Genomic DNA, 20900 nt, shown 5'->3' on the forward strand with positions numbered 1-20900 from the left:
GATTTCAAGAGGCGTGGCCGCTGCACAAACGATAGCACTTTTCGCCGCCGCGACGAGAGTACCGTTGACCGCGGAGGTCGGGGCAGGGCAGGGCGCAATCGCGGCAACGTGAAACAGAAAAGCCCTCCGACCAAGAGGTCGGAGGGCTTTTGCGAGTATCCCGAGAAAGCGAGCGGTACAAACCCCGCCGCTCGTTACACCTTCGCCAGCGTTCCCGTCGTCGTTTCGCCCGCCTCGACCTTCGGCTTGCCTTCGCCGAAGAGCAAGAGCAGCGGGGCGGCGACGTAGATCGAGGAGTACGTGCCGATGATGACGCCGACCACCATCACGAAGGCGAACAGGTGGACGCCGTCGCCGCCGAACCAGTAGAGGACGCCGACCACCAGGAAGACGGTCAGCGAGGCCAGCACCGTGCGGCTCAGCGTTTGGTTCACGCTGTCGTTAATCATCTGCTCGGTCAGCAGCGGGTTCTTGCCGCGGACTTCGCGGATGCGGTCGAAGACCACGATCGTGTCGTTCACCGAGTAGCCGACCAGCGTCAGCAGGGCGGCCACGGCGGCGAGGTCGATCTTGTAGTCCTGAATCTGGAACAGCGTGCCCAGGGCCGGAATCGCGTGCAGGTAGTGGCAGATCGCGATCGCCCCGAGCGTGAAGCAGAGGTCGTGGATCAGGCAGAACACCGCCGCGAGGCCGAAGGTCCACGAGCCGAAGCGGAACCAGAGGTACAACAGGATCGCGATCCAACTCGCCACGATGGCGAACAACGCCCGGCTCTGCGTCTCCTTGGCGAGGCCGGCGTCGAAGGTTTCCAGGCGGTCCGGCACCGGGCGGGATTCGACCGTCGTCTTCAGTTCCGTCAGGATGCCGTCGATCGCGGCCCGCTCTTCCTCGGCCTTCGGGCTGTTCAGCACTGCCGGGGCGAACGACCCGACGGCCGCCATCACCACCGGCCGGCTCATCGTCTTGTGGCTCTCGATTGCTTCTTTCAGTGCGGCAAACTCGGTGTTCCCCGACACGTCGAGGGTCATCGCCGTGAACTTGCTGGTCGCCGCCTCGCGGTCGCGGTCGGGGGTGCCGTCGGCCGAGTAGACCGGCGACAGCACGAACGACGACCCGGACAGTGGCTCGCGGCTCTTCTGGTGGAAGACCCGCTTCAAGAGCGATTGCACGTAGGACACCGACGCCGGCTTCGAGAAGAACAGCTTGGTCGTCGCGTCCGTGGTTTCCCACTTCTCCAACTTCGGCAGGTCCATCAACGGTTGGCCGTTGTCGTCGCGGAGGAGGCGGTCGAGCATGACCTGGACGAGGTCCTTTTCCTTCTCCGTCGTGCGGATGGTGAACGACTTCGACTCGCCGCTCGGGAGTTGGTCGTCGCCCATCGCGTTGACCTTCACCTGCTCGGCCGACACGTCGGGCAACTTCTCCGCCCGCTTGATCACGTCGTCCTTGCCGGCCGGCTTGTTGGCGAACGTCACCACCGCCGGCTTCGGGTCGCCCGCGTAGAAGATTTCCCACGTGTTCGTGTCAGTCTTGCCCTGGGTCGTCACCTCGCGGGCGTCCGTCACCTTCAACCTTTCGGCCTGCCGTTTCTCCGAGAGCAGGTCGAGGAGGCCGGTCTTGCCGCCGGCGGTGCTCAGGCCGGTGGCTTCGGCGAGGCGGCCGCCGTAGACGGTACCACCGCGGAAGTCCACGTTCAGCACGTCGTCGCCGCGGGCCAAGAACAGGCCGAGACCGGCGACCGTCAGGATGGCGGTCACGGCGAACATCGCGTGGCGGATCCGCATGAAGTTGATGTTCGGGCGGGCGAACAGCCGCATCATCTTCAACTCGCGGAGCCACCGGCGGGACTGCCAGTAGTCGAAGATCAGCCGCGTGACGTACAGCGACGTGAACAGACTGATGATGAGGCCGACCGTCAGGCTGACGGCGAACCCCTTGAGGTTGTCGTTACCGAAGACGAACAGCACGATGGCGGTGAAGATGCTCGACACGTGCGTGTCGATAATCGTCGGCAGTGCCCGGTCGTAGCCGGCACGAAGCGCGGCGGCGAGGGTCGCCCCCTTCTCGCGTTCTTCGCGGAGCCGCTCGTAGATCAGCACGTTCGCGTCCACGGCCATGCCGAGCATCAACACGATGCCCGCGAGGCCGGCGAGCGTGAAGGCCGCGTTGACGGCGACCATGAAGCCGATGGTGAGCAGCAGGTTGATGAGCAGAGCAACGCAGGCCACGATCCCGGCGAAGCGGTAGTAGCCCATCATGAACAGCATCACGGCCCCGAACGACAGGCCGACGGCGAGCAGACCCTTGTTCTTCGTGTCCTCGCCGAGCGTCGCACCGACGGAGTTTTCGCTGACCGGGTTCGGCTTCAGTTCGGCCGTGAGCGCCCCGGACTTGAGGATGTACACGAGGCGATCCACGCTCTCCTTCGTGAACTTCCCGCTGATCTGGCCCTTGCCGGTGATCTGGCTGTTCAGTTGCGGGGCGGACATCACCTTGTTGTCGAGCAGCACGGCCAGATGGCGGACCGTCTGGTTGGCCGTCGGGCGGTTGCGGTTCGTGACCTGCCCGAACTTGGCGCTCCCCGCGCCGTTGAACTGGAAGCCGACGGCCCAGTCGAAGTTCTGGCTCTCCGGGAAGGCGTTCAGGTTGATGTCGCCGCCGACCTTGACTTGATCCTGGTCGGAAACCCGCGTGAGGATGAAGTACTCGACTTCCTTGCCGACTTCTTCCTTCGCCGGGTTGACCTTCGTGAACGGCCGGCTGAACAACAGGTACGACGCCCGCTCGCCGCGTTCGTTACTGTAGTTGTGGGAAACTGCCTTGCCACGTTGGGCGGCGAGTTGCATCCACAGGCCGCCCTTGCCCCCTTCGGCCCCGCCGAACGAGTTGCTCAGGCCGAGCGAGTTCCGCTCTTCCTTGCCGAGTTCGATCCACTCGTACTTCACGTTGGAGGCGTCGGTGCCGTTAATCGACACGTGGTAGTCGGACCGCCGCGGGACCGGCGGCGCTTCGCCGAACTTGGCGTCCTTCTCGGCCTGCTCCGGCGGGTATTGGTTGTTGACGGTATCGAGCGCTTCCTCGAAGCCTTCCTTGTCGTCGGTGTCGTTCGCGAGGATGCGGAACTCCAACACGCCGACGCGGGAGACGAGGTCTTTCACTTCCTGCACGAAGTCTTCCGTGCCGGCCTGCTTCTTGGCCGTCGGGGTGAACGGCACGAGGATTTCGATCCGCGACCCGCCGACTGGGCGGATGATGACGTTGCGGGTGTCGACCGGGTCGATCCGCCGCTTCAGCGACTCGGCGAGCTTGTGCATGTCCTCGCTGGACAGCCCCCGGCCCTCGGCGTCGCCGTCGGCGGCATCCTTCTTGTCCTTGACGTTCTTGCTCAGGTCCACCTCGTAAACGAGGATGGTCCCGCCGGCCAGGTCGATCCCTTTGCGGTACGTGCCGAACACGGCCGCCGCCCCGAAGAGGACGGTCGGGATGAGGCAGATGAGCAGGCCGCGGAGAAAGTTGCGTTGCATGGCGTCCGATACCGAAGATTTCGTGAGGTGGTGGTGTGTTACGCCTTCGCCGGTTCCGATTCTTCTTGCCCCAGAACGCGGGCGATGGAACTCTTCAGGACCTTGATCTTCGCGTCTTCCGAGCGGATGGTCATCTCGTCTTCGTTGTCCTTGACGGTCACGACGGTGCCGATGATGCCACTGGTGGTGACGACCCTCGCGCCCCGCTTGACGCTGGACAGCATCTGCTGCTGTTCTCGCTTTTGTTTGCGCATCGGCAGGATGAACAGGAAGACGACCGCGAGCCCCATCAGCAGCATGGGGAACATGGGATCGCCGAACGGCCCGGCCTGCTGTTTCTTGGTCGGGGCGTCGGTCGCCGGGGCAGGGTCTTGGGCGATTAATATGTACGCGGGCATGGCGGCTCGGTTCCTGTCTGCAAAATCGGAACTCTCGTTCTAGGCACTCGGCCCGACATCGCCCACCCCGATAGGGGGTAACGCCACCGGCCCGCGGGGCGAGCAAAGGGTCGGAGCGATTCCCTCTGCTCGCCCCACGGGCCGGGACGACGGACCGACTCGGCCGTCATTGCAGGTGCGATTCCAGGAACCACAACGCCTGATCGAGTTCGCGAACGGTGCCCGTAATCAGGTCGGCCGACCCCGTGTCGCCGAGGCCGTCGATCTCGTCGATCGACTTACGAACGTCATTGGCCGTTTGGCTGTACCGCTCGACCAATCCGGTGACGTAGGCGTTTTCGTCCTTCAAGTCTGCCGGGAACTCCGGCAACTTGCTGTTCGCGGCCGCCAGGCGGATCGTCCCCTTCGCGACGCCGCCGAGAGCCGTAATCCGCTCGGCCACCGGGTCGATTTCGTCTTCGACTGTGTCGGCCAGTTTGTCGAAGAGTTCGTGCAACATGATGAACCGCGGGCCGCGGACGTTCCAGTGGGCCTGCTTCGTCTGCGAGTACAGGTCGGTGAGGTTCGCGAGAACCTGATTGAGAATGCCGGCCACCTTCTCGCGGGTGGCGGCCGACAGGCTGTTCTTAGTAGGGTGCATCGTTGTCCTTTCGGGTTGGAGGAAAAGAAAAGCCCAGGGCGAACGGCCCTGGGCAACTCATGATAGGCGCGGCAGTCTTAGATATTTTGGTCGATGACCTTCGTCAGCGAGGTCGGGTCAATGGTGCCGACGTGTAGGAAAATCGGCTGGTCGTTCCCCTTGAACAGCATGATCCGGGGGATGGTGGCCACATCGTACTTCGTGGCGAGTTCCATGTTCTCGTCGACGTTGACCTTACCGACTTTCACCTTGCCCGCGTACTGGTCGGCGATTTTGTCGATGACGGGGCTGAGCTGCCGGCACGGCCCGCACCACGGTGCCCAGAAGTCGGCGACGACGAGTGTGCCGCTCGCCACTTCCTGGCTAAAGTTGGTTTCGGAGAATTCGATCACGTTCGGGCTGGCCATATTTGACTCCTGGTAAGGATTCACCGCGGGCGGCGAACACCACGGTATTGTAAGCACATTTCTCGCAAGATAATAGAGTCTACCCGAATTCGCCAACCGGCTTTCAAGGAAACCGCCGGCCGAGGGTTGACGCCACCGCCCGTTCGCCCTAAAAATGCAGAGCCTTAGACGTGGCCCTGTCGTCTAGAGGCCTAGGACACGACCCTTTCAAGGTTGAGACCGGGGTTCGAATCCCCGCAGGGTCACTTAAAGGCATCTGGCTGTGTCCGCCAGAAGCCATCAAGAGCCGTCGGAAGCCTTCATTCGTGGGGGATTCCGGCGGCTCTGGCATTTCCTGACGGCTTGTGGCCGGCTCTGAATGCAGTCCATTTTGCAGTAGTGATGCAGTAGAATTTGCAGTAGTAGTTGCGGCCCGGCTCATCAGATGTTCTGGCACGCGGGCGTAGTGCTTTAGGGCGATTTCCGTGGAGTGGCCGAGCCATTCGGCGACCGCCGATAGTGGGAACCCCATTTCCATCAAATCCGTCTCGCAACTCGCCCGCAACGTGTGGAAGATGCGAGGCCATGCTTCCAGCCCGGCCCGCTTGATGATTCGCTCGAACTGCGTTCGCAGGTTGCTGTTAACCCATCCGTTCGGCCCCTGGCACGACTTGCGGTAGCGGTCGGCCTGCTTGCCGGCAACGACGTACACCGCTGATGGTTCTCCCAACGCCAGGGCCTCGGCGAGATACGGCCGGAGGTCCGCAAAGATCGGGCAGACCCGGGTTTCCTTACCTTCGACCGTCTCCATCTTCGGCGGGCGTATCGTCATTCTCTCCCGCTTCAGGTCGATGTCATCCCGACGCAGGGTGAGGACTTCGGATGGACACCGCAGACCGCCGAACCGGGCGAGAGCGATGATCGTCCGCCAAGTCGGGTTCGCGATGGCCAGCAACCGCCCGGCGTCCGCGGCCGGCAAGTACGCCTTCCGCTCGGCCGGGAGGATGGTCGGCGCGCTCACGCTCTCGAACGGGTTGGCCTCGATCAGCCTCGACTCAACCGCAAAGGCGAAGATCGACCGAGCTCGGCGAACTCTCCGGGCAATGGTCGCACTCGCCAGCCCGCGTTCACGAAGGGCGGTGAGGAATCCTTCCGCCGCCGATGCGTCGATCCGCCGCACGTCGGCCGCGATCGCCTTCGGGAAGTGCCCGGCCAAGTCGTTGGAGATCGTCCGGTGATTCGTCCGGCTGCCGGGCTTGTTCTTCGCCTCACGCTCGTCACGGTAGCGGGCGAGTAGCTCGGCGAGGGAACACGACTCGGAGCGCGGCCGCGGGGCCACCAGACCGACAGCCGCAAGTTTCGCATGCAACTCGTCGCTGATCGCAGCCAGCCACCGTGCGGCGTCGGCGTCGAGGGGCAGGCCGGCGATGGCGAGCGCGTTCAGGTACTCCACCTTCGCCTTGACCTGATCGGCGACCTTCTTCGTGACGGCACCGAGGTACAGCGTCCGCCGCTTCTTCAAGCGATCGCTCCACTGGATCATCCAACTACCGTCGGCGCGGGGTGACATCGAAGCCATTACGCGATCCCCTTTGTGAGTTCGATGCCGTTCGCGATCCGCCGCACTTCCTCGTCGGTGATGAGGACATTGCGTTTGTGCGGTCGGAAGACTCGGAGCGTTCCGGCCTTCTCCATCCGGACCAGTGTGGAGACGGACAGGCGCAGGAACGCGGCGGCCTCGTCCATCGTCCAAGGCGATCCCTCGGCGCGTTCAGTTTGTACCGGCGGTGCGGAAAGTGCAACTCGTTTCATGGATGATCTCGCAGGGGTGGGGTTGTAGGGTTAGGCGTTTGCTGGCTCTAGGATGGCCGTAAACGGCCGTTCACTGCTCGGAGAGGACCTTTTCCCGTCCGGGAGGCCGTTCGCCCGCGTATAGGAGAACGGCGAGGGTTACCGGCTCAGCGGTCAACGCTTCTCGGCTCGAACTTGGTCAGGAAGCGGACGTAGTCGAGTTCGACGGTCCCGGTTGCTCCGTTCCGCTGTTTGGCCACGTGACAATCGACGCGGTGGACGCGCAACTTCGGGTCGTCGTCGAGCGGTTGCAGGAGCAAGATCACATCCGCGTCCTGCTCGATCTCCCCGGAGTCGCGGAGGTCCGACGGACGCGGCTTGCCGCCTTCTCGGTTTTCGACTTCCCGGTTGAGTTGGGCGAGGCAGAGGAACGCAACGCCGGTTTCCTTGGCCAGAGCCTTCATCGCCCGCGACGACGCCCCCACCTGCTGGTATCGCTTCATGCCGGCGTCATCCCCCCGGAGCAATTGAAGGTAGTCGCAGGCGACGAACTTTACGCCGTGCCGGTCGGCGGCCGTCCGCACGAGATCGGCCAACGCCGAATCCGAGAGCCCGCCCTGATCGCACACGTACAGCGGCAACCCGGCCAGCCCGCTCGGCTCCATCTCGGCCGTGATTTGGTCGGTTTGTTCGGGCGTCAAGTTGGCATCCCGGAGCCGCGGCAGCGGAACGCTCGTCGCCGCAGCCAAGAGCCGTTCCGCGTTCTCGTCGGCCGTCATCTCCAGCGACACGACGAGCGTCGGGAAGCCGGCCTCGGCGGCGGCCCGAGCCATGCAGAGCGCGGCCGCGCTCTTGCCGTACCCCGGCCGTGCGGCCAGAACGGCGAGTTGACCCGGACGTAACCCGCCGGCTAGGAACTTGTCGATGCCGGGCAAGCCGGTGGTGATGACGGTCGGTTTGTTCCGACCCTCTGCCGTATCGTCGATCCGCCGCGTCACGGAACTGAGGGCCACGCGGATGGGGACGATTCCCGCATGGGAAAAGATAAAAAGGGTCGTTCACCCAAAGAAGAAGTGGCGACGTTCACCCTTCGGATACCCAGGCCGATGATGGAAGCCTTGGAACTGTATTGCAAGCAGCAAGAATTTCCGCCAAGCAAACAAACCGTCATTGAGAAGCTTTTGACGCAGTTCCTGCAATCCAAAGGGGTTTATCCCGGACTCTATGACAACGTGAAAGACTGAGGGACGATTATCGTCTTCTGCCCACCCAGCAAAGAAGGGCAAGCCACCATAGGAAGACGGCGGGCCGCCCGAGAAGGACAAAGCGCAGGGCTGAGGGGCGGTTGCCGAAGGCGGGCGGCGAGAAGGGGTGAGGCCCGGGCGGGCCGCTGAAGGCGGCGAGAAGGGGTAACGAGGCTCTGGGAAATTGTACTGAGTGAAAACGACTTAAAAATAAGGCGATTTCGAATCTCTCGTGGTCTGTTGTTGAAACGCACCGCCGCCCGGCTCGATTATTCTATCTCGCCGGGCGGCGGTGCGTTTCAACAACAGACCCAAAAATATGGTTTTTTCGTTACAAAGTGAAGACTTCGGGTCGCATTTTTTCGATGGGAAATTGGTGCTCTCCAACACGCCGCGAATCGGCTGGCATCCTCTCCACTGGAACCGAGTGGGCATCGGAGTTGACGCTTGCCCACCTACGTTGACGAGTCGGGCGACTTCGGAATCGGTGACGCTTGTTCCCCTCTATTCTGTCTCTCCGCGGTCTACTGCGAGACGGTCGATCACGAGGTGAAGTGCAAGTCAGTTATTCAGAACTACCGATCAAATGTGCTTAAAAAGTCCCCCAAGACGCACGAGTTCAAATCGAGCATGGGCCGCCCTGCCGAGCATGAGGCGTTCTTTCATGCCGTGTCCGGGGAGAGCTTTCATTTTATAGTGGACCCCGAAACTGAGACCGCCAGGTAAGCTACTCTGGCGGCCCTCGGAGGTGGTCCTGATGACGGCGAAGCGGAAGACCCACACGGCGGCGTTCAAAGCCCAGGTCGCTCTGGCCGCGGTGAAGGGCGACAAGACGGTCAACGAGTTGGCCGCCCACTTCGGCGTCCACCCGACCCTCATCCACGGGTGGAAGAAGCAACTCCTGGCCGGGGCCGAGGCCGTGTTCGCCGCCGGAGCGAAGGCGGTCGCCCCCGGCGACGACCAGACACCCGCGCTGTACGAGCAGATCGGCCGGCTCAAGGTCGAGCTCGACTGGGTGAAAAAAAAAGCTGCGACGTTCGGTTGACGACCTGCGGCCGCTGATCGACCCCGGGCACGCCGACCTGAGCGTCCGTCGGCAGTGCCAACTGGTCGGGCTCGGCCGGGCCACGTACTACCGGGGGCCGGCCGAGGAGTCGGCCGACAACCTGGCCCTCATGCGGCGGATCGACGAGCAGTACACGGCCTGCCCGTTCTACGGCAGCCGGCGGATCGCCCGGTGGCTGGCCCGCAACGGCCACCCGGCGAACCGCAAGCGGGTCCAGCGGTTGCTCCGGGTCATGGGCCTGGAAGCCATCCACCCGAAGCCGAAGCTGTCGGCCGGGCGGGGCCACCCGGTGTACCCGTACCTCCTCCGCGGCGTGCCGATCGACCGCGTCGGGCAGGTGTGGAGTGCCGACATTACATACCTGCCGCTGCCCGGCGGGTTCATGTACTTGGCCGCCACCATCGACTGGTACAGCCGGTACGTGGTGGCCTGGCGGTTGTCGAACACGCTCGACGGGGCGTTCTGCCGGGACATGCTGGACGAGGCGTTGGCGGCCGGCACCCCGGAGGTGTTCAACACCGATCAAGGGGTGCAGTTCACGGCCGGGGCGTGGGTCGAGCGGGTGGAGGCGGCCGGGGCGCGGGTGAGCATGGACGGCCGGGGGCGGTGCCTGGACAACGTGTTCGTCGAGCGGCTGTGGCGGACGGTGAAGTACGAGGACGTGTTCCTGCGGGGATACGAGACGGTGACCGAGTTGGAGCGGGGGTTGAAGGCGTACTTCACCTTCTACAACGAGGCCCGCTTGCACCAGTCACTGGGGTACAAGACCCCGGCCGAGGTGTACCGGGCCGGACGGTCAAAAGAGCCGGCGAAGGAGTAGCTTAAATTCGTCGGTTTTTGGTCTCGCAAATGGGGTCCACTATATTTTGCAGTAGCAATCATCGACAAGAGCACGCTTCCCGACGATTGCAAGACAAGCGAGTTCGTCATCCGATCCGCGGTCGCTCAACTCACGACATCCTTGAACGAGTTTTACCTGATCGCTGAGGCGACGAAGGGTTCCCCGCTCAACGAGCATGTGAAGGTGGATCGGCACACTGATGCGGATTACTTCTCGCTAATCCGAAAGGGGTTTCTGGCGCTCAAATCACCTCGCCAACCGGGTGCCGCATTAGTCAAGAAGGTGAAAGATGGGAAGTCTGAAGTGGAGGACTTAATCCAACTCGCCGACATGGTCTGTGGAGCGGCACGAAGAAATCTGGAAGGTAGATGCCCCTACTTCCATCTGATCGCCCGCAAACAGATCCCGTGCGATTTGCAACTTGCAAAAAGAAAGGAGGGATGATTTTTAATCACCCCTCCCTCAACTGATCACTGTTGCACGGGGCTCGGCATTGCCGAACCGTTCACGGACGGGTCCATTTAGTGTTCCCTAGCCGGTTTCCAGTTTTGCAACCAGTCACGGCTACCCTGTCCGCTAGTGCTTACTGCCCATCCTTATAGTGGACCCCATTTGCGAGACCAAAAACCGACGAATTTAAGCTACTCCTTCGCCGGCTCTTTTGACCGTCCGGCCCGGTACACCTCGGCCGGGGTCTTGTACCCCAGTGACTGGTGCAAGCGGGCCTCGTTGTAGAAGGTGAAGTACGCCTTCAACCCCCGCTCCAACTCGGTCACCGTCTCGTATCCCCGCAGGAACACGTCCTCGTACTTCACCGTCCGCCACAGCCGCTCGACGAACACGTTGTCCAGGCACCGCCCCCGGCCGTCCATGCTCACCCGCGCCCCGGCCGCCTCCACCCGCTCGACCCACGCCCCGGCCGTGAACTGCACCCCTTGATCGGTGTTGAACACCTCCGGGGTGCCGGCCGCCAACGCCTCGTCCAGCATGTCCCGGCAGAACGCCCCGTCGAGCGTGTTCGACAACCGCCAGGCCACCACGTACCGGCTGTACCAGTCGATGGTGGCGGCCAAGTACATGAACCCGCCGGGCAGCGGCAGGTATGTAATGTCGGCACTCCACACCTGCCCGACGCGGTCGATCGGCACGCCGCGGAGGAGGTACGGGTACACCGGGTGGCCCCGCCCGGCCGACAGCTTCGGCTTCGGGTGGATGGCTTCCAGGCCCATGACCCGGAGCAACCGCTGGACCCGCTTGCGGTTCGCCGGGTGGCCGTTGCGGGCCAGCCACCGGGCGATCCGCCGGCTGCCGTAGAACGGGCAGGCCGTGTACTGCTCGTCGATCCGCCGCATGAGGGCCAGGTTGTCGGCCGACTCCTCGGCCGGCCCCCGGTAGTACGTGGCCCGGCCGAGCCCGACCAGTTGGCACTGCCGACGGACGCTCAGGTCGGCGTGCCCGGGGTCGATCAGCGGCCGCAGGTCGTCAACCGAACGTCGCAGCTTTTTTTTTCACCCAGTCGAGCTCGACCTTGAGCCGGCCGATCTGCTCGTACAGCGCGGGTGTCTGGTCGTCGCCGGGGGCGACCGCCTTCGCTCCGGCGGCGAACACGGCCTCGGCCCCGGCCAGGAGTTGCTTCTTCCACCCGTGGATGAGGGTCGGGTGGACGCCGAAGTGGGCGGCCAACTCGTTGACCGTCTTGTCGCCCTTCACCGCGGCCAGAGCGACCTGGGCTTTGAACGCCGCCGTGTGGGTCTTCCGCTTCGCCGTCATCAGGACCACCTCCGAGGGCCGCCAGAGTAGCTTACCTGGCGGTCTCAGTTTCGGGGTCCACTATACCTTATTATCGAACGGAGCGCAGGCCTGTCAACAGACTTTGATGCGAAATGTTGCGCGGCGGTTCGCAATCATTTTTGCAATGTTTTGCGATAAAAAAACCACAAGAAATTACCCAACAAGAGATTGCGACGAAAAAGCATCTCAAATCCACGGTCCGAATCGCGGTAAATTTTGTTTCGTACCCAACAAAATCGTCGTCACTTTCGATCGTCGCGGATGACAGCCGATACGTTGTTCCCTCTCGATACCCGCAACACCAAAGGGAGGGGCATGGTAAATCGCTGGCCCTCTGTCGCTGTAGACCGACCGGTCAGGCGCACAAAAACTCCCGGGGGTTTCGAAGGGGGGGGGTATTCACCGCCCCGAACAGGGCTGGCCGAGCAAGGGGTCAACGAGTTTGCCGGGGCCTGTGCATTGACCGATTCGGCGTGCCATAGCTACCCGATTAGTTTGCCTCCGCTGAACGATCTGTCCGCGTCAAACACGCCGTCGATGACGTGCCCACCGAACATGTCGCGGCCGTCATAGGACAGGAGCAATGACCCGTCGTCCTCGAAACCTATCCGCGCCAATTCGGTGCGGCCGGCGAACTCGGCCGCAGTGATCGGCTCGTCCTCGTCCCGCCAGGCGTCGTTGTAAACCTTGACCATCTCTGCCGCGACAGCGAGCCGAGCCTGTTCCTCATGACCGCGAAGCCAGTTCAGGCTTTCGCGGGCTTGGTGGAGTCCGGCTGCAAGGTCGCCGTTGGGCAGCCAGATGGCGACCTCGGTGTACAGACCGGGCGGCCAATCGATACCGCCAAGCCAGCACTTCAGCACCGCGTCCCACTCCAACCGGCCGAACGTCTCGTCGTGCAACGGTTCGCCCACCGCCGAAGTCCTCCGCAGCCGAACAGATCATTAGACTGGGCCGATGCATCAAGCATCGGCACACTATTCGGCCCTGTCAGTGGCTGCAAGAACCAACCTGACCGGCACGTCGCAGAGTGAGCAACGGGTCAAGGCATCGCCGGATTTGGTGCATCGCCTAATCCGGCGTCTGCGTCCCGGGAGAACCACTCCAATGACTGCGGCCGGTCCCGACAGGCGAACGGGTCGGAGAGCGAGTGCCAAATCGCGCCACACGCCCGACAAACCGCCTCGTAGGTGCAGCCGCTTCCTCGCCCGCCGTCCCACAGGCCGACCCGCCCCCGCCGGTCGAACTCTGTCCCGCCGCAGCGTCCGCATTGAGTCGGTGCAACGCGCTCGTAGTCCGCACCTGGAAACAAACCATGCCCCCCGTCACCGAAACTGTGATTCTGTACCGCTTCGGGACATACGCAATTGCCCCTCCACAACTGGGACAACACCCCAAGCGTAGTGGCCGAGGGCCACGACTGCAAGCACCGAAGCGGACGGAGTGTTGCTGAGTGGGAAGGCGGTCCGGCAACGCGGTTGCGGCGAGATGCCGGGCACGTTAGGCTTTAGCATGTCGCCCGGGTGGCCCGATCATGCACCGACTCCTTATTGCCCCCGTTCCCCGTGCCGTGCTGTGGGGATTGGTGGGCCTCCTGATTGCTGGGGCCGCCGGAGCGGGCGAGTTCGCATGTGGTCCTCGCAATGGGGTTCGCGTGTGGCGGCTTCACTACCAAGCTCAATCGGCCCTACCTGTTGGATCGTCTTGCGAACAGGTTGAAGCTTGGCTCAACGCCAAAGGCTTACCGTACTCTGTCGTGTATGACAAAGGAGGAGATCGGCTCCTCTGGTATCTGGTACGAATGCAGAATGGTAGCCGCATATGGCCAAACGCAGAGCTCTGGATTCAATTGGAGTTCGACGGCAAGAATAGGCTAAAAGCGATCTCGGCTGGTCAGAATTAGACCGCTACGAGTTGAACCCACCGACTGAGTAGGTTTGTTTCGTACTCTACAAACCCGCCGCTATCGCTTCCCCGCTCGACGCCCCCGTTGGCCCAGGGTGCGCGCCGTCCACGGGGCGAGCCGCTTGCCGAAGTGCCATCCGTGGCCGCTCCGAGGGCTGGGGGACGGCGCGATTGGGAACGCGGCGGGGATCGGTTCCGGCCGCGGCTCCTCGACTGTCGATGTGGCCTGAGCCAGTTCGAATGCCGCACGGAAGCCGGGCCACCTCAACAACGTGATACCGCTCACCCCGACCTGCTTCGCGATCCGGTGGAGGATCGGCCCGCAGTCCTTCAATACCTCGATCGCCTTCGCTTGGAGTTGGAACGCCTTCACCGAAGGGAACTCGGCCGCCATGCGGTCGTAGGCCTCCCGGAACCGCGGCCAACTCGCCAGCGTGTCCTTGCCGACACCAATCCTTTCCGCGATGGGGCGCATGACCGGCCCGAACTCTTGCAGCGCGGCGATCGCCACGGGCTCCAGCTCGTCACACTTCTTGCTGCGCGTCACGGCCCGCGCACGCCCCGACGACTTTCTCGGCCTCTGAGGCTTCCATTCGCTTCCCAGCGCCCTTTGAACGGCCGGATTGCCCGCGGCTAGCGTCTTGGTGGCGTTGCGGAGCATCAACTTCACGTCCTTCACCGACCGGCCGATCCGGTCCGCGACTTGCGCCGGGGTCATCCCGTCGAGGACGATCGGCTCCACGATCGCCCGGGCCGCCGGGGAGAGGTTGGCGAGCAGCGGTTCCGCCACGGCCGCCCGCACGGCCCGGTGCGCCTCGTCGCCGTCTTCGTCGTCCAATTCACCCGCGTCGGCATCCGGGCCCAGAACGCTGGCGTCCGGCGAAGGGTAGCCGCTCGCCATCTCCTCAAACGTGATGTCGAAGCCGTGCGGGTTCCGCAGTAGCGCCGCCGCGACCGGCTCGGTTATGAACTGCGATTCGCGGATGCGGAGGATCGCCCGCTTGGCGATGCCAGTGGCGTACGTGACCCACGCCGCCCCGCGGGCCGGGTCGAACTTGTCCATCGCCTTCAAGACTTCAATCCGGACGTCCTGCATCACGTCGTCGAAGTGGTGCAACGGGAACATTCGGAGCACGACCTTACCGATGCTCCGGTCTGCCTGAGCGAGCATGGCGCCGCGCTCTTCGCGGGTGTACTTCGAGGGCGTTGCGGGAGGGGCTTGGCACATGGGGAACTCCGTGAGGGGCTTCCCGTTATTGCGGATGGCGTCCCCCGCGGCCGACCGTCGTTCACCGCCGCCGGGCGACGATCGGCGGGGCGAGTACCACGACCGTGCGGCCGGATGCCGACTCCCGGACCGCCCCGATGAGCATCGACCCGCCGGGCAAGCCGGGGCCGTCGATCCGCACCGTCTGCCCTTCCGCCAACCCGAGGGCGTCCCACTCCCGCGACAGGACGCGGAGGCGCACGCCCGTCCCCTCGGCTACGACCCACGCAAACACTGCCCGCCCGCTCAGCACGACCACGCACGACGAAGAACCCATTGCCCTGATCTCCCCGGGTTGAGACGTGAACCCGCCGAAACCTGCAACGAGAGCGCCGCCGGGGTGTCCGATCAAGGGTGTAAGGCGAGAATGTGTCGGGTCGGAATGTGCGTCGTGCGGGCGGTGCCGGTCGTCGCCATCGGGCGGGATGATCCGTCCGGCCGAAATCGACCCATCCAACCCCTCCCCCTCGAAGTTTTCAAAACTCCCGTGAGTTTTTTTGCGGCTGACCGGTCGGTCTACACGCGGCCCGCCCCAGGAATTCGACCCGCCCCTACCCCCTGACGATCGCCCCGGCGTCCCCTCATCCTGCGCCCCATATGGCGACGGGCCTATTGGCTGTCGGCTATTGGGGCGGACGATGCTTGTACTGGTTTTTGGTTCTGAGGCTCGGACCGAGTTCGCTTCCTTCCGCCGGCCATGCCCCTATCTTGCGGCCTACTCCTCACGTCCTCTCGTCCCGACTCACGAGATGCCCCGCATGGACGGTGACAGTGTTTCACGGCTCTACACCTTGGCCCGGGAGGTGGCTCGGCGGCTTCCGCATTCTCTCGACGGCGGCGAACCCGAGCGACCGGCGAAGCTCCTGGCGATCCTCGCAACTGCCTTGGATGCGATCGGGTCGAACCACTGGCGACTGACCGACGCGCAGCGGGTTACGACCGCCGTCCTACAGCAGAGCGTCCGCCGGCTAAATGGCGAGGGCGTGAGTCCTGCACAGGCCGTCGGGCTGAATCATATCGTTCAAGAGTTCCTCGGCGTGGAAGAAGTAAATCCGGCGAAGCGGGACGAGTTCTACCGCCGGGTGGGCGAGATCGACGAATGCCACCAGCCGTGAGCCGGGATCGCCCTAGCATGACAGGATGGACACGGCGGCACAACACGTGGAACTGACAGAGGCCCTCACCCGCGACGGCATCCGGGCGGCGTTGACCGTGCTGAACCGGACGTCCGGCCACCGGTTCACGGCCATGTACCGGTTCGGCCCGTCACGGACGCACAACCTGTTCTTCTATGACCGGGAGAATCCGGACGTGTGCGAGGGGAAGGACCATCCGATCGAGGCGACGTACTGCGTCTACGTGAAGGAGGAGGGCGGCCCGTTCTTGTTGGCCGACGCGACGGTGGACGAGCGGGTGATGCTCCACGAGGCGCAGTTCAAGATTCAAGCCTACTGCGGTGTGCCACTGGTGAACACCAACGGGACGATCTTCGGCACCCTCTGCCACTACGATACCGAGCCGGTCGGGGTCACGCCGGCCGCGGTCGAACTCATGATCTACTTCTCAGCCCTGCTGGTCCGTCACGGGCACAACCTGTCCCCGGACGGGGCGTGACACCCGAAACGAAGAACCCCAGCCAAGGCTATCGGCGGGGTCGATTCTCGAAGGTGAGCTTATCGACTGTTGCCAGTCGGACCGGTACGGGGGAGGTTTGATCTCCCCGGACGGAGGTCATAAAAAGTGTGCGTCCCGACAGCACGTCCGCCGATCGCATTCCAACGCAGGAGGGCACGCGGCATGAACCAGGAAGTGCGGGAAGAAGTCATCCGGGCGCTGATCGCCAAAGGGGCCACGAGGCCTTGCTCTCGGTGCGGGACGTTACACTTCGAGATCGTCACGGAGGTGGACATCCCCATCCCGGACGAGAACGCCATGCTCCCCGCCGTCATCGTGGCGTGTACCCACTGCGGTTTCATCAGCCAGCACGCGCTTGGCCGCTTGGGCATCCAGCCGGGGGATTAACGCGATGAACCCGAAGTGTCAATGAAGCGGGGCGACGGGTCTCAGTCGCCCGCCGCCCCTGACCGCCCGAGTCTCCTCACCCGGACGGCTGAGCATCAATCTACGCCCCGCGGTCGCCGGCGCGAAGCCACGCGGGTACGGCCTGACGGCCTCGAAGTTGAAGCCGCCGTTTATACCTCAGCGTGGCTCTTGCGGCGCCGAAGGAGACGATTGCAGGACAGGACGGCGAGGCCGATCCCCAACGACGTTAGCGACGCCGGCTCAGGAGTGACCACCGCGGCGGACGCCGCAGTCACATCCACGTTGTCGAGGCGGTACAAGTGGGTGTTGCTTGTGGTGCTGAACTGGAGTGCGGGATTCGTAATGGTCGCGTTGACCGTCGTCGTGTACGAAACGTAATTGCCGGGGCTCGGTGACGATGTCAGATGGAAGGCGGACACCCCGCCGAGCGTCACGTTCACCACGTCCGAAGGGTCGCTGCCGGCAAAGGCCAGTTGAAAGGACAGGTTGTACGCCCCGGGAGCGGGCAGACTGAGGATCTGGGTGAGGGTCGAGTTGCCGACCAGGAAGGCGGCATTAAAGGTACTGCCCGGCAAATTTCCGTTCGAACTGATCGTGGTGTTCACCGAAGACCACGGTGAAAGGCTGCCGGTTTCGAAGTTCCCGTTCACGATGAACGCGGCTTGCCCCGTCAACGTGAGCGAGAAGGCGAGCGTCACAGCGATGAGCCATTTCATGACACGAAACCCTTGGGTGAGTGGGCGGCGGAATGGAATATCCGGGCATCATCGTATGAAGTCAAGAATAATTTCATCGCCGCCCACCACCCACGGCCGCGGGCGCGAACCCACGGGGTTAGAACACGACCGTCTCGAACACCATCCACTTCAATTCGTCATCTCGCCCGCCAACTTCTTCCGCATGAACCGTCGGGCCTGACGGTACGCGATCCACGCAGCAGCGTCATCGCCTTCCCCTGCCCGCCCGGCTCTCACGGCTTCGCGTACCGCCGCCGCCGTCTCCTTCGGCAGCTTGATGTGGGCCGACGCGATCGCATCCCCGCGCAGGTTCAGCCGGATCACGCCCATCTCATGCAATCGCATCGCCTGAGCCCGTGATCCCACGTCGTCCTGCCCGTCCCACTCGGCCGCCGTCGCCGACCACGGGTGCCCCTTCGCCCGCCACCGCCGCCGCAGTTCGGACACGAACTCTTCCGCCGGCCCGAAACGGTCGGCGCGGAAGACGCCGTCCCGAGCGCCGAGGAGCATGGCGAGGAACGGGAGATCACGATCTTCGATGGTCGCGGTCATGACGAACGTCTCCGGGCGGGTTACACGGTGGGCATCGGTTGCATGTTTGACATTTGTTCCCGCAACTTGTCGACCGCCCCGCGGATGAGTTGCAGCTCGGTGATTTGTCGCTTCTGTTGGTCCGTTTGCTTCATCGCCTCCATCTTGATCTGGGCGTTAATCGAGTAATCTTCCTTCGACCCCTTGATGATGGCCCCGTTCTTGTCGTCGCCCTTGTGTTTCTTGTCCTCAATGCCGGCCATGATGGCCCCGGTGTCGGCCAAGCCCGCGTCGATATCCTTCTTCTTGTTCCTGAGCTTGTCGAAGAACCGATCCACGCCGGCGGCCGACTGCCCGAACGAGGTGATCGCGTTCACCCCCCACGCCCGCATGCCGGCCGCAGCGTTCTCGACGCCGTCTTGGAATCGCCCGACGCGGTTCGCGGCGTCCTTGAACACGTCCCCGCCGAGGGAGGACGGTAACTCGGCCGCGACGATCAGCAGGTTCTTGATGCCCCGAACGAGCAAGCCGAACCCGTCCACGAGCAGCGACAGGGCGATGCCCACGGCCCCGGCCCCGACCTTCAGCACGTCGAACGCATACGCGCCGGCCTTGCCGATGAACTCCATCACGTTAGTCACCACCTCGCCGACCGTCGGCCACGTGCCGCCGAAATCAAAGAGGGCCGCCGCCCAATCGGCGATCGCAGATATGCCCGCCGAGATGCCGTCAGCAACCTCTTCGTAAAAAGCCAGCGCGATCTCAGAGTAGGTGGTATAAGCCCGCGCAACCCAATCGAAAGCCGGCTGTAATTTGGTGAAGAGGCTACCGACGGCGGCACCCACTTTTTCGATCAACGGGGCCATCGCCACGACCACGCGATTCCACAGGCCGGTGAACGCGGCCTCGATCTTCGGTAGGGCGGCGTTGGCCTTCTGGACGATCCCCATGTCGTCATCGGAGAGCGCGGCCCCCATGCCCTTCTGAGAGGCCATGAAGGCCCGGAGCTTATCCCCGCCCTGCTGAAGCGTCGGCAAGAGCCGCAACCCGGCCTCTTCGAACATCCGCATCGCCGCTGCTGCCTGCGTGCCCGAATTCTGCGTCTTCGAAATGGCGTCGGCGATGGCGAGGAATTGATCCGCCCCATTCATGCCGCGAAGTTGGCCGAGGCTCAAGCCGATACCGCCGAGCGCTTGCGAAGTTTGCTCACTGCCGATCGCAATCTTCGCGCTCATCTTGCCGAGCAGGTTGCCGAACTCCGGCAGGTCTAGCCCCGCCTTCTTCGCGGCCGCGCCGAGAGCCATGAACGCGGACGACGACACCCCGAGCGATTGGGCCTGACGGCCGATGGCCGACAAGTCCTTGATGGACGCGACGGCATCGCCGAGCATCTTGAACCCGCCCGACGCGATCGCCAGCGGCACGCCGAGCTTGCCGAGGCCGAAGTTACCGAGCAGGCCGCCGACGTTGAACTTCGACACGTTCGAAGTAACGGAATTCTTCCAGGCGGATATCTTCGAGTATGCACCGTCGAGGCCGGACTGAAGTTTCTCGGCGTTGGCGGACAGGATGAGACTGGCGGTGCCGATGGAGGCGGACATGATGACTCGCGGTGAACGAGGGCGGGACGACGGTCGGGACGGAGCGGGACCGCCCACCCGTTCTTGCGCTTCGCGGTCCCGAGCAAACGAAGCGGGCCGGGTATCGCTCGCCACCCCGGCCGCCCTGCCCGTCGTCAAAGGTTGCACCAAGTCGCATTTCTAGGCGAAGGTTCATGAAGTGCACACCGAACGGACACGAACGCCACATGGGCGAGGGTATGATGGAGGTGGGTGAAGTCGCCCGCCGAACCAACGACGCCGCTCGCAGACGCCCGGGGCCTACCCCAAGCCTGCGAGCGGCGTTAACATTCCTCTCGGACCGATGAAGGGCCACCTTCACCCCACCGTCTGTTTGCGCAATTCCGCGATCGCTTCCCGGACATCTAGCACGCTCCAACTCGTGGCCGTCGCGATCGCTTCTGCCGTGGCCGGCCCGGGGTTTTCCGCCAACCCTTCCGGCGTCTGCGGGGCGTACCGCGGCCACGTCAGGAGCATCACGGCCACCTCGCCGACGATCCGGTCCCACTCCATCGCCTCGCAGAATCGGACGGATGCCGGCCGCCCGCTGTCTCCGCAGTGCTCGCCGTTGAAGCACTTGAGCAAGGCCGAAAGTTGAATCCCACGATGGAAACAATCAGCGGGCTATGCGGCCCGCTGCAGGTTGGATGCGGCTTCTTTTTCGACGAAGAGGAGTCACCAAAGAAGGGACGAGTACCCAAAAAGTGATTCCACCATTGGCGGCCGAAAGGAAATCACTGACGAGCGGCTGGTGGCTCACGCTGCCAGCCGCCTGTGAATCAGGCAGACTTCCTGCGTCTCGGCCGGGGCGGCGCATCAAGATCACAGTCGAGCATCTTCCTCACTCGCTCGCCGGCCGCCTTGATCCGCCGCTGTTCCTGCGACGGCGTCTCTTGCATGGGCGGAGCATCGCCGAACATCGCCTTGTGGCAGTTCGCCTGGAACTGGAGAAGTTGTTCCTCGCTGACCTTGCATCGGGTGCCGATGACGTAGCACTCCATACGAACGATCTGCCTCCCGACTCGGATTCCCTTGGGCCATGAGCGGGCCGTCATCAGCGCGACCCCACACCGTCGCGCCACCTCGGCCAGCGACATCAGGTCGGGAGGCACAATCT

23 protein-coding genes, 1 tRNA gene and 1 pseudogene are annotated in these 20900 nt (G+C 63.7%); 9 read left to right on the forward strand and 16 right to left on the reverse strand.

What is annotated here, in order from left to right; genetic code table 11:
* Positions 1-194: 194 nt before the first annotated feature.
* The 4 genes from secD to trxA all read right to left on the reverse strand — a co-directional run bounded on the left by secD (position 195) and on the right by trxA (position 4969).
* On the reverse strand, positions 195-3524 hold the full coding sequence (gene secD / locus PX52LOC_RS04935) for a protein translocase subunit SecD (protein WP_149109048.1): 3330 nt from the start codon (positions 3522-3524) through the stop codon (positions 195-197).
* Positions 3525-3562: 38 nt separating this feature from the next.
* A complete protein-coding gene (gene yajC / locus PX52LOC_RS04940) occupies positions 3563-3922 on the reverse strand; it encodes a preprotein translocase subunit YajC (protein WP_149109049.1) in 360 nt (119 codons plus the stop codon).
* Between the two features lie 166 nt (positions 3923-4088).
* Complete coding sequence (dps, locus tag PX52LOC_RS04945) at positions 4089-4562, reverse strand: DNA starvation/stationary phase protection protein Dps (protein WP_149109050.1); 474 nt, start codon at positions 4560-4562, stop codon at positions 4089-4091.
* A gap of 77 nt (positions 4563-4639) precedes the next feature.
* On the reverse strand, positions 4640-4969 hold the full coding sequence (gene trxA, locus PX52LOC_RS04950; protein ID WP_149109051.1) for a thioredoxin: 330 nt from the start codon (positions 4967-4969) through the stop codon (positions 4640-4642).
* Positions 4970-5141: 172 nt separating this feature from the next.
* Here trxA and PX52LOC_RS04955 point away from each other — a divergent pair.
* A tRNA-Glu gene (locus PX52LOC_RS04955) sits at positions 5142-5214 on the forward strand.
* Between the two features lie 248 nt (positions 5215-5462).
* On the opposite strand, the pseudogene PX52LOC_RS43720 reads toward PX52LOC_RS04955, so the two are convergent.
* Positions 5463-6401 (reverse strand): annotated as a pseudogene (locus PX52LOC_RS43720) (tyrosine-type recombinase/integrase); the annotation flags it as partial.
* Between PX52LOC_RS43720 and PX52LOC_RS40235 the strand changes: the two are divergent.
* Positions 6312-6515, forward strand: a complete 204-nt coding sequence (locus tag PX52LOC_RS40235; protein WP_168218806.1) for a hypothetical protein — start codon at positions 6312-6314, stop codon at positions 6513-6515. The pseudogene PX52LOC_RS43720 and the gene PX52LOC_RS40235 overlap by 90 nt on opposite strands.
* 11 nt (positions 6516-6526) lie before the next feature.
* On the opposite strand, the gene PX52LOC_RS04965 is transcribed toward PX52LOC_RS40235, so the two are convergent.
* Both PX52LOC_RS04965 and PX52LOC_RS04970 read right to left on the reverse strand, forming a co-directional pair.
* A complete protein-coding gene (locus tag PX52LOC_RS04965) occupies positions 6527-6760 on the reverse strand; it encodes a helix-turn-helix domain-containing protein (protein WP_149109052.1) in 234 nt (77 codons plus the stop codon).
* A 146-nt stretch (positions 6761-6906) separates the two neighbouring features.
* Positions 6907-7752 (reverse strand): DnaB-like helicase C-terminal domain-containing protein, encoded by an 846-nt coding sequence (locus PX52LOC_RS04970; RefSeq protein WP_168218807.1) that lies wholly within the window; start codon positions 7750-7752, stop codon positions 6907-6909.
* 21 nt (positions 7753-7773) lie between these two features.
* Here PX52LOC_RS04970 and PX52LOC_RS04975 point away from each other — a divergent pair, with 21 nt between their 5' ends.
* The 4 genes from PX52LOC_RS04975 to PX52LOC_RS04990 all read left to right on the forward strand — a co-directional run bounded on the left by PX52LOC_RS04975 (position 7774) and on the right by PX52LOC_RS04990 (position 10334).
* A complete protein-coding gene (locus PX52LOC_RS04975) occupies positions 7774-7983 on the forward strand; it encodes a hypothetical protein (RefSeq protein WP_149109054.1) in 210 nt (69 codons plus the stop codon).
* 447 nt (positions 7984-8430) lie between these two features.
* Entirely contained in the window at positions 8431-8709 is a 279-nt protein-coding gene (locus PX52LOC_RS04980) for a DUF3800 domain-containing protein (RefSeq protein ID WP_149109055.1), read from the forward strand.
* A gap of 28 nt (positions 8710-8737) precedes the next feature.
* Positions 8738-9869, forward strand: a protein-coding gene (locus PX52LOC_RS04985; RefSeq protein WP_390637529.1) for an IS3 family transposase whose coding sequence is annotated in 2 segments (ribosomal slippage) — positions 8738-9019 and positions 9021-9869 — 1131 coding nt in all. Because the reading frame shifts where the segments join, the coding sequence is not laid out codon by codon here.
* Positions 9870-10010: 141 nt separating this feature from the next.
* On the forward strand, positions 10011-10334 hold the full coding sequence (locus tag PX52LOC_RS04990; protein ID WP_149109056.1) for a DUF3800 domain-containing protein: 324 nt from the start codon (positions 10011-10013) through the stop codon (positions 10332-10334).
* A gap of 197 nt (positions 10335-10531) precedes the next feature.
* Here the strand turns inward: PX52LOC_RS04990 and PX52LOC_RS04995 are convergent.
* From PX52LOC_RS04995 to PX52LOC_RS05010, 4 genes are all read right to left on the reverse strand, one after another.
* A protein-coding gene (locus tag PX52LOC_RS04995) for an IS3 family transposase (RefSeq protein WP_390637529.1) occupies positions 10532-11663 on the reverse strand; the annotation gives its coding sequence in 2 pieces (ribosomal slippage) (positions 10532-11380 and positions 11382-11663; 1131 coding nt in all).
* 500 nt (positions 11664-12163) lie between these two features.
* On the reverse strand, positions 12164-12595 hold the full coding sequence (locus PX52LOC_RS05000) for a DUF2262 domain-containing protein (protein WP_168218809.1): 432 nt from the start codon (positions 12593-12595) through the stop codon (positions 12164-12166).
* Positions 12596-13644: 1049 nt separating this feature from the next.
* Positions 13645-14814: a sigma-70 family RNA polymerase sigma factor gene (locus PX52LOC_RS05005; RefSeq protein WP_149109058.1), complete on the reverse strand. Its 1170-nt coding sequence runs from the start codon at positions 14812-14814 to the stop codon at positions 13645-13647.
* 61 nt (positions 14815-14875) lie between these two features.
* A complete protein-coding gene (locus PX52LOC_RS05010; protein WP_149108978.1) occupies positions 14876-15130 on the reverse strand; it encodes a hypothetical protein in 255 nt (84 codons plus the stop codon).
* Between the two features lie 481 nt (positions 15131-15611).
* On the opposite strand from PX52LOC_RS05010, the gene PX52LOC_RS05015 reads away from it, so the two are divergent.
* The 3 genes from PX52LOC_RS05015 to PX52LOC_RS05025 all read left to right on the forward strand — a co-directional run bounded on the left by PX52LOC_RS05015 (position 15612) and on the right by PX52LOC_RS05025 (position 16875).
* Entirely contained in the window at positions 15612-15968 is a 357-nt protein-coding gene (locus PX52LOC_RS05015; RefSeq protein ID WP_149109059.1) for a hypothetical protein, read from the forward strand.
* A 46-nt stretch (positions 15969-16014) separates the two neighbouring features.
* Positions 16015-16467: a GAF domain-containing protein gene (locus tag PX52LOC_RS05020; protein WP_168218810.1), complete on the forward strand. Its 453-nt coding sequence runs from the start codon at positions 16015-16017 to the stop codon at positions 16465-16467.
* 183 nt (positions 16468-16650) lie between these two features.
* Complete coding sequence (locus tag PX52LOC_RS05025) at positions 16651-16875, forward strand: hypothetical protein (protein WP_149109061.1); 225 nt, start codon at positions 16651-16653, stop codon at positions 16873-16875.
* 170 nt (positions 16876-17045) lie between these two features.
* Here the strand turns inward: PX52LOC_RS05025 and PX52LOC_RS05030 are convergent, their stop codons facing one another.
* The 5 genes from PX52LOC_RS05030 to PX52LOC_RS05050 form a co-directional block, all read right to left on the reverse strand.
* The gene (locus tag PX52LOC_RS05030) at positions 17046-17612 is read right to left on the reverse strand and encodes a hypothetical protein (protein ID WP_149109062.1); all 567 of its coding nucleotides are present in this window, start codon (positions 17610-17612) and stop codon (positions 17046-17048) included.
* A 150-nt stretch (positions 17613-17762) separates the two neighbouring features.
* Complete coding sequence (locus PX52LOC_RS05035; RefSeq protein WP_149109063.1) at positions 17763-18185, reverse strand: hypothetical protein; 423 nt, start codon at positions 18183-18185, stop codon at positions 17763-17765.
* A 20-nt stretch (positions 18186-18205) separates the two neighbouring features.
* A complete protein-coding gene (locus PX52LOC_RS05040) occupies positions 18206-19765 on the reverse strand; it encodes a phage tail tape measure protein (protein WP_149109064.1) in 1560 nt (519 codons plus the stop codon).
* 336 nt (positions 19766-20101) lie between these two features.
* Positions 20102-20368 carry a hypothetical protein gene (locus tag PX52LOC_RS05045; RefSeq protein ID WP_149109065.1) on the reverse strand — a complete coding sequence of 89 codons (267 nt, stop codon included), beginning with the start codon at positions 20366-20368 and terminating at the stop codon, positions 20102-20104.
* 194 nt (positions 20369-20562) lie between these two features.
* Positions 20563-20784: a hypothetical protein gene (locus PX52LOC_RS05050; RefSeq protein WP_149109066.1), complete on the reverse strand. Its 222-nt coding sequence runs from the start codon at positions 20782-20784 to the stop codon at positions 20563-20565.
* Positions 20785-20900: the final 116 nt, after the last annotated feature.

The organism is Limnoglobus roseus, assembly GCF_008254045.1.
GTDB classification, from domain to species: domain Bacteria; phylum Planctomycetota; class Planctomycetia; order Gemmatales; family Gemmataceae; genus Limnoglobus; species Limnoglobus roseus.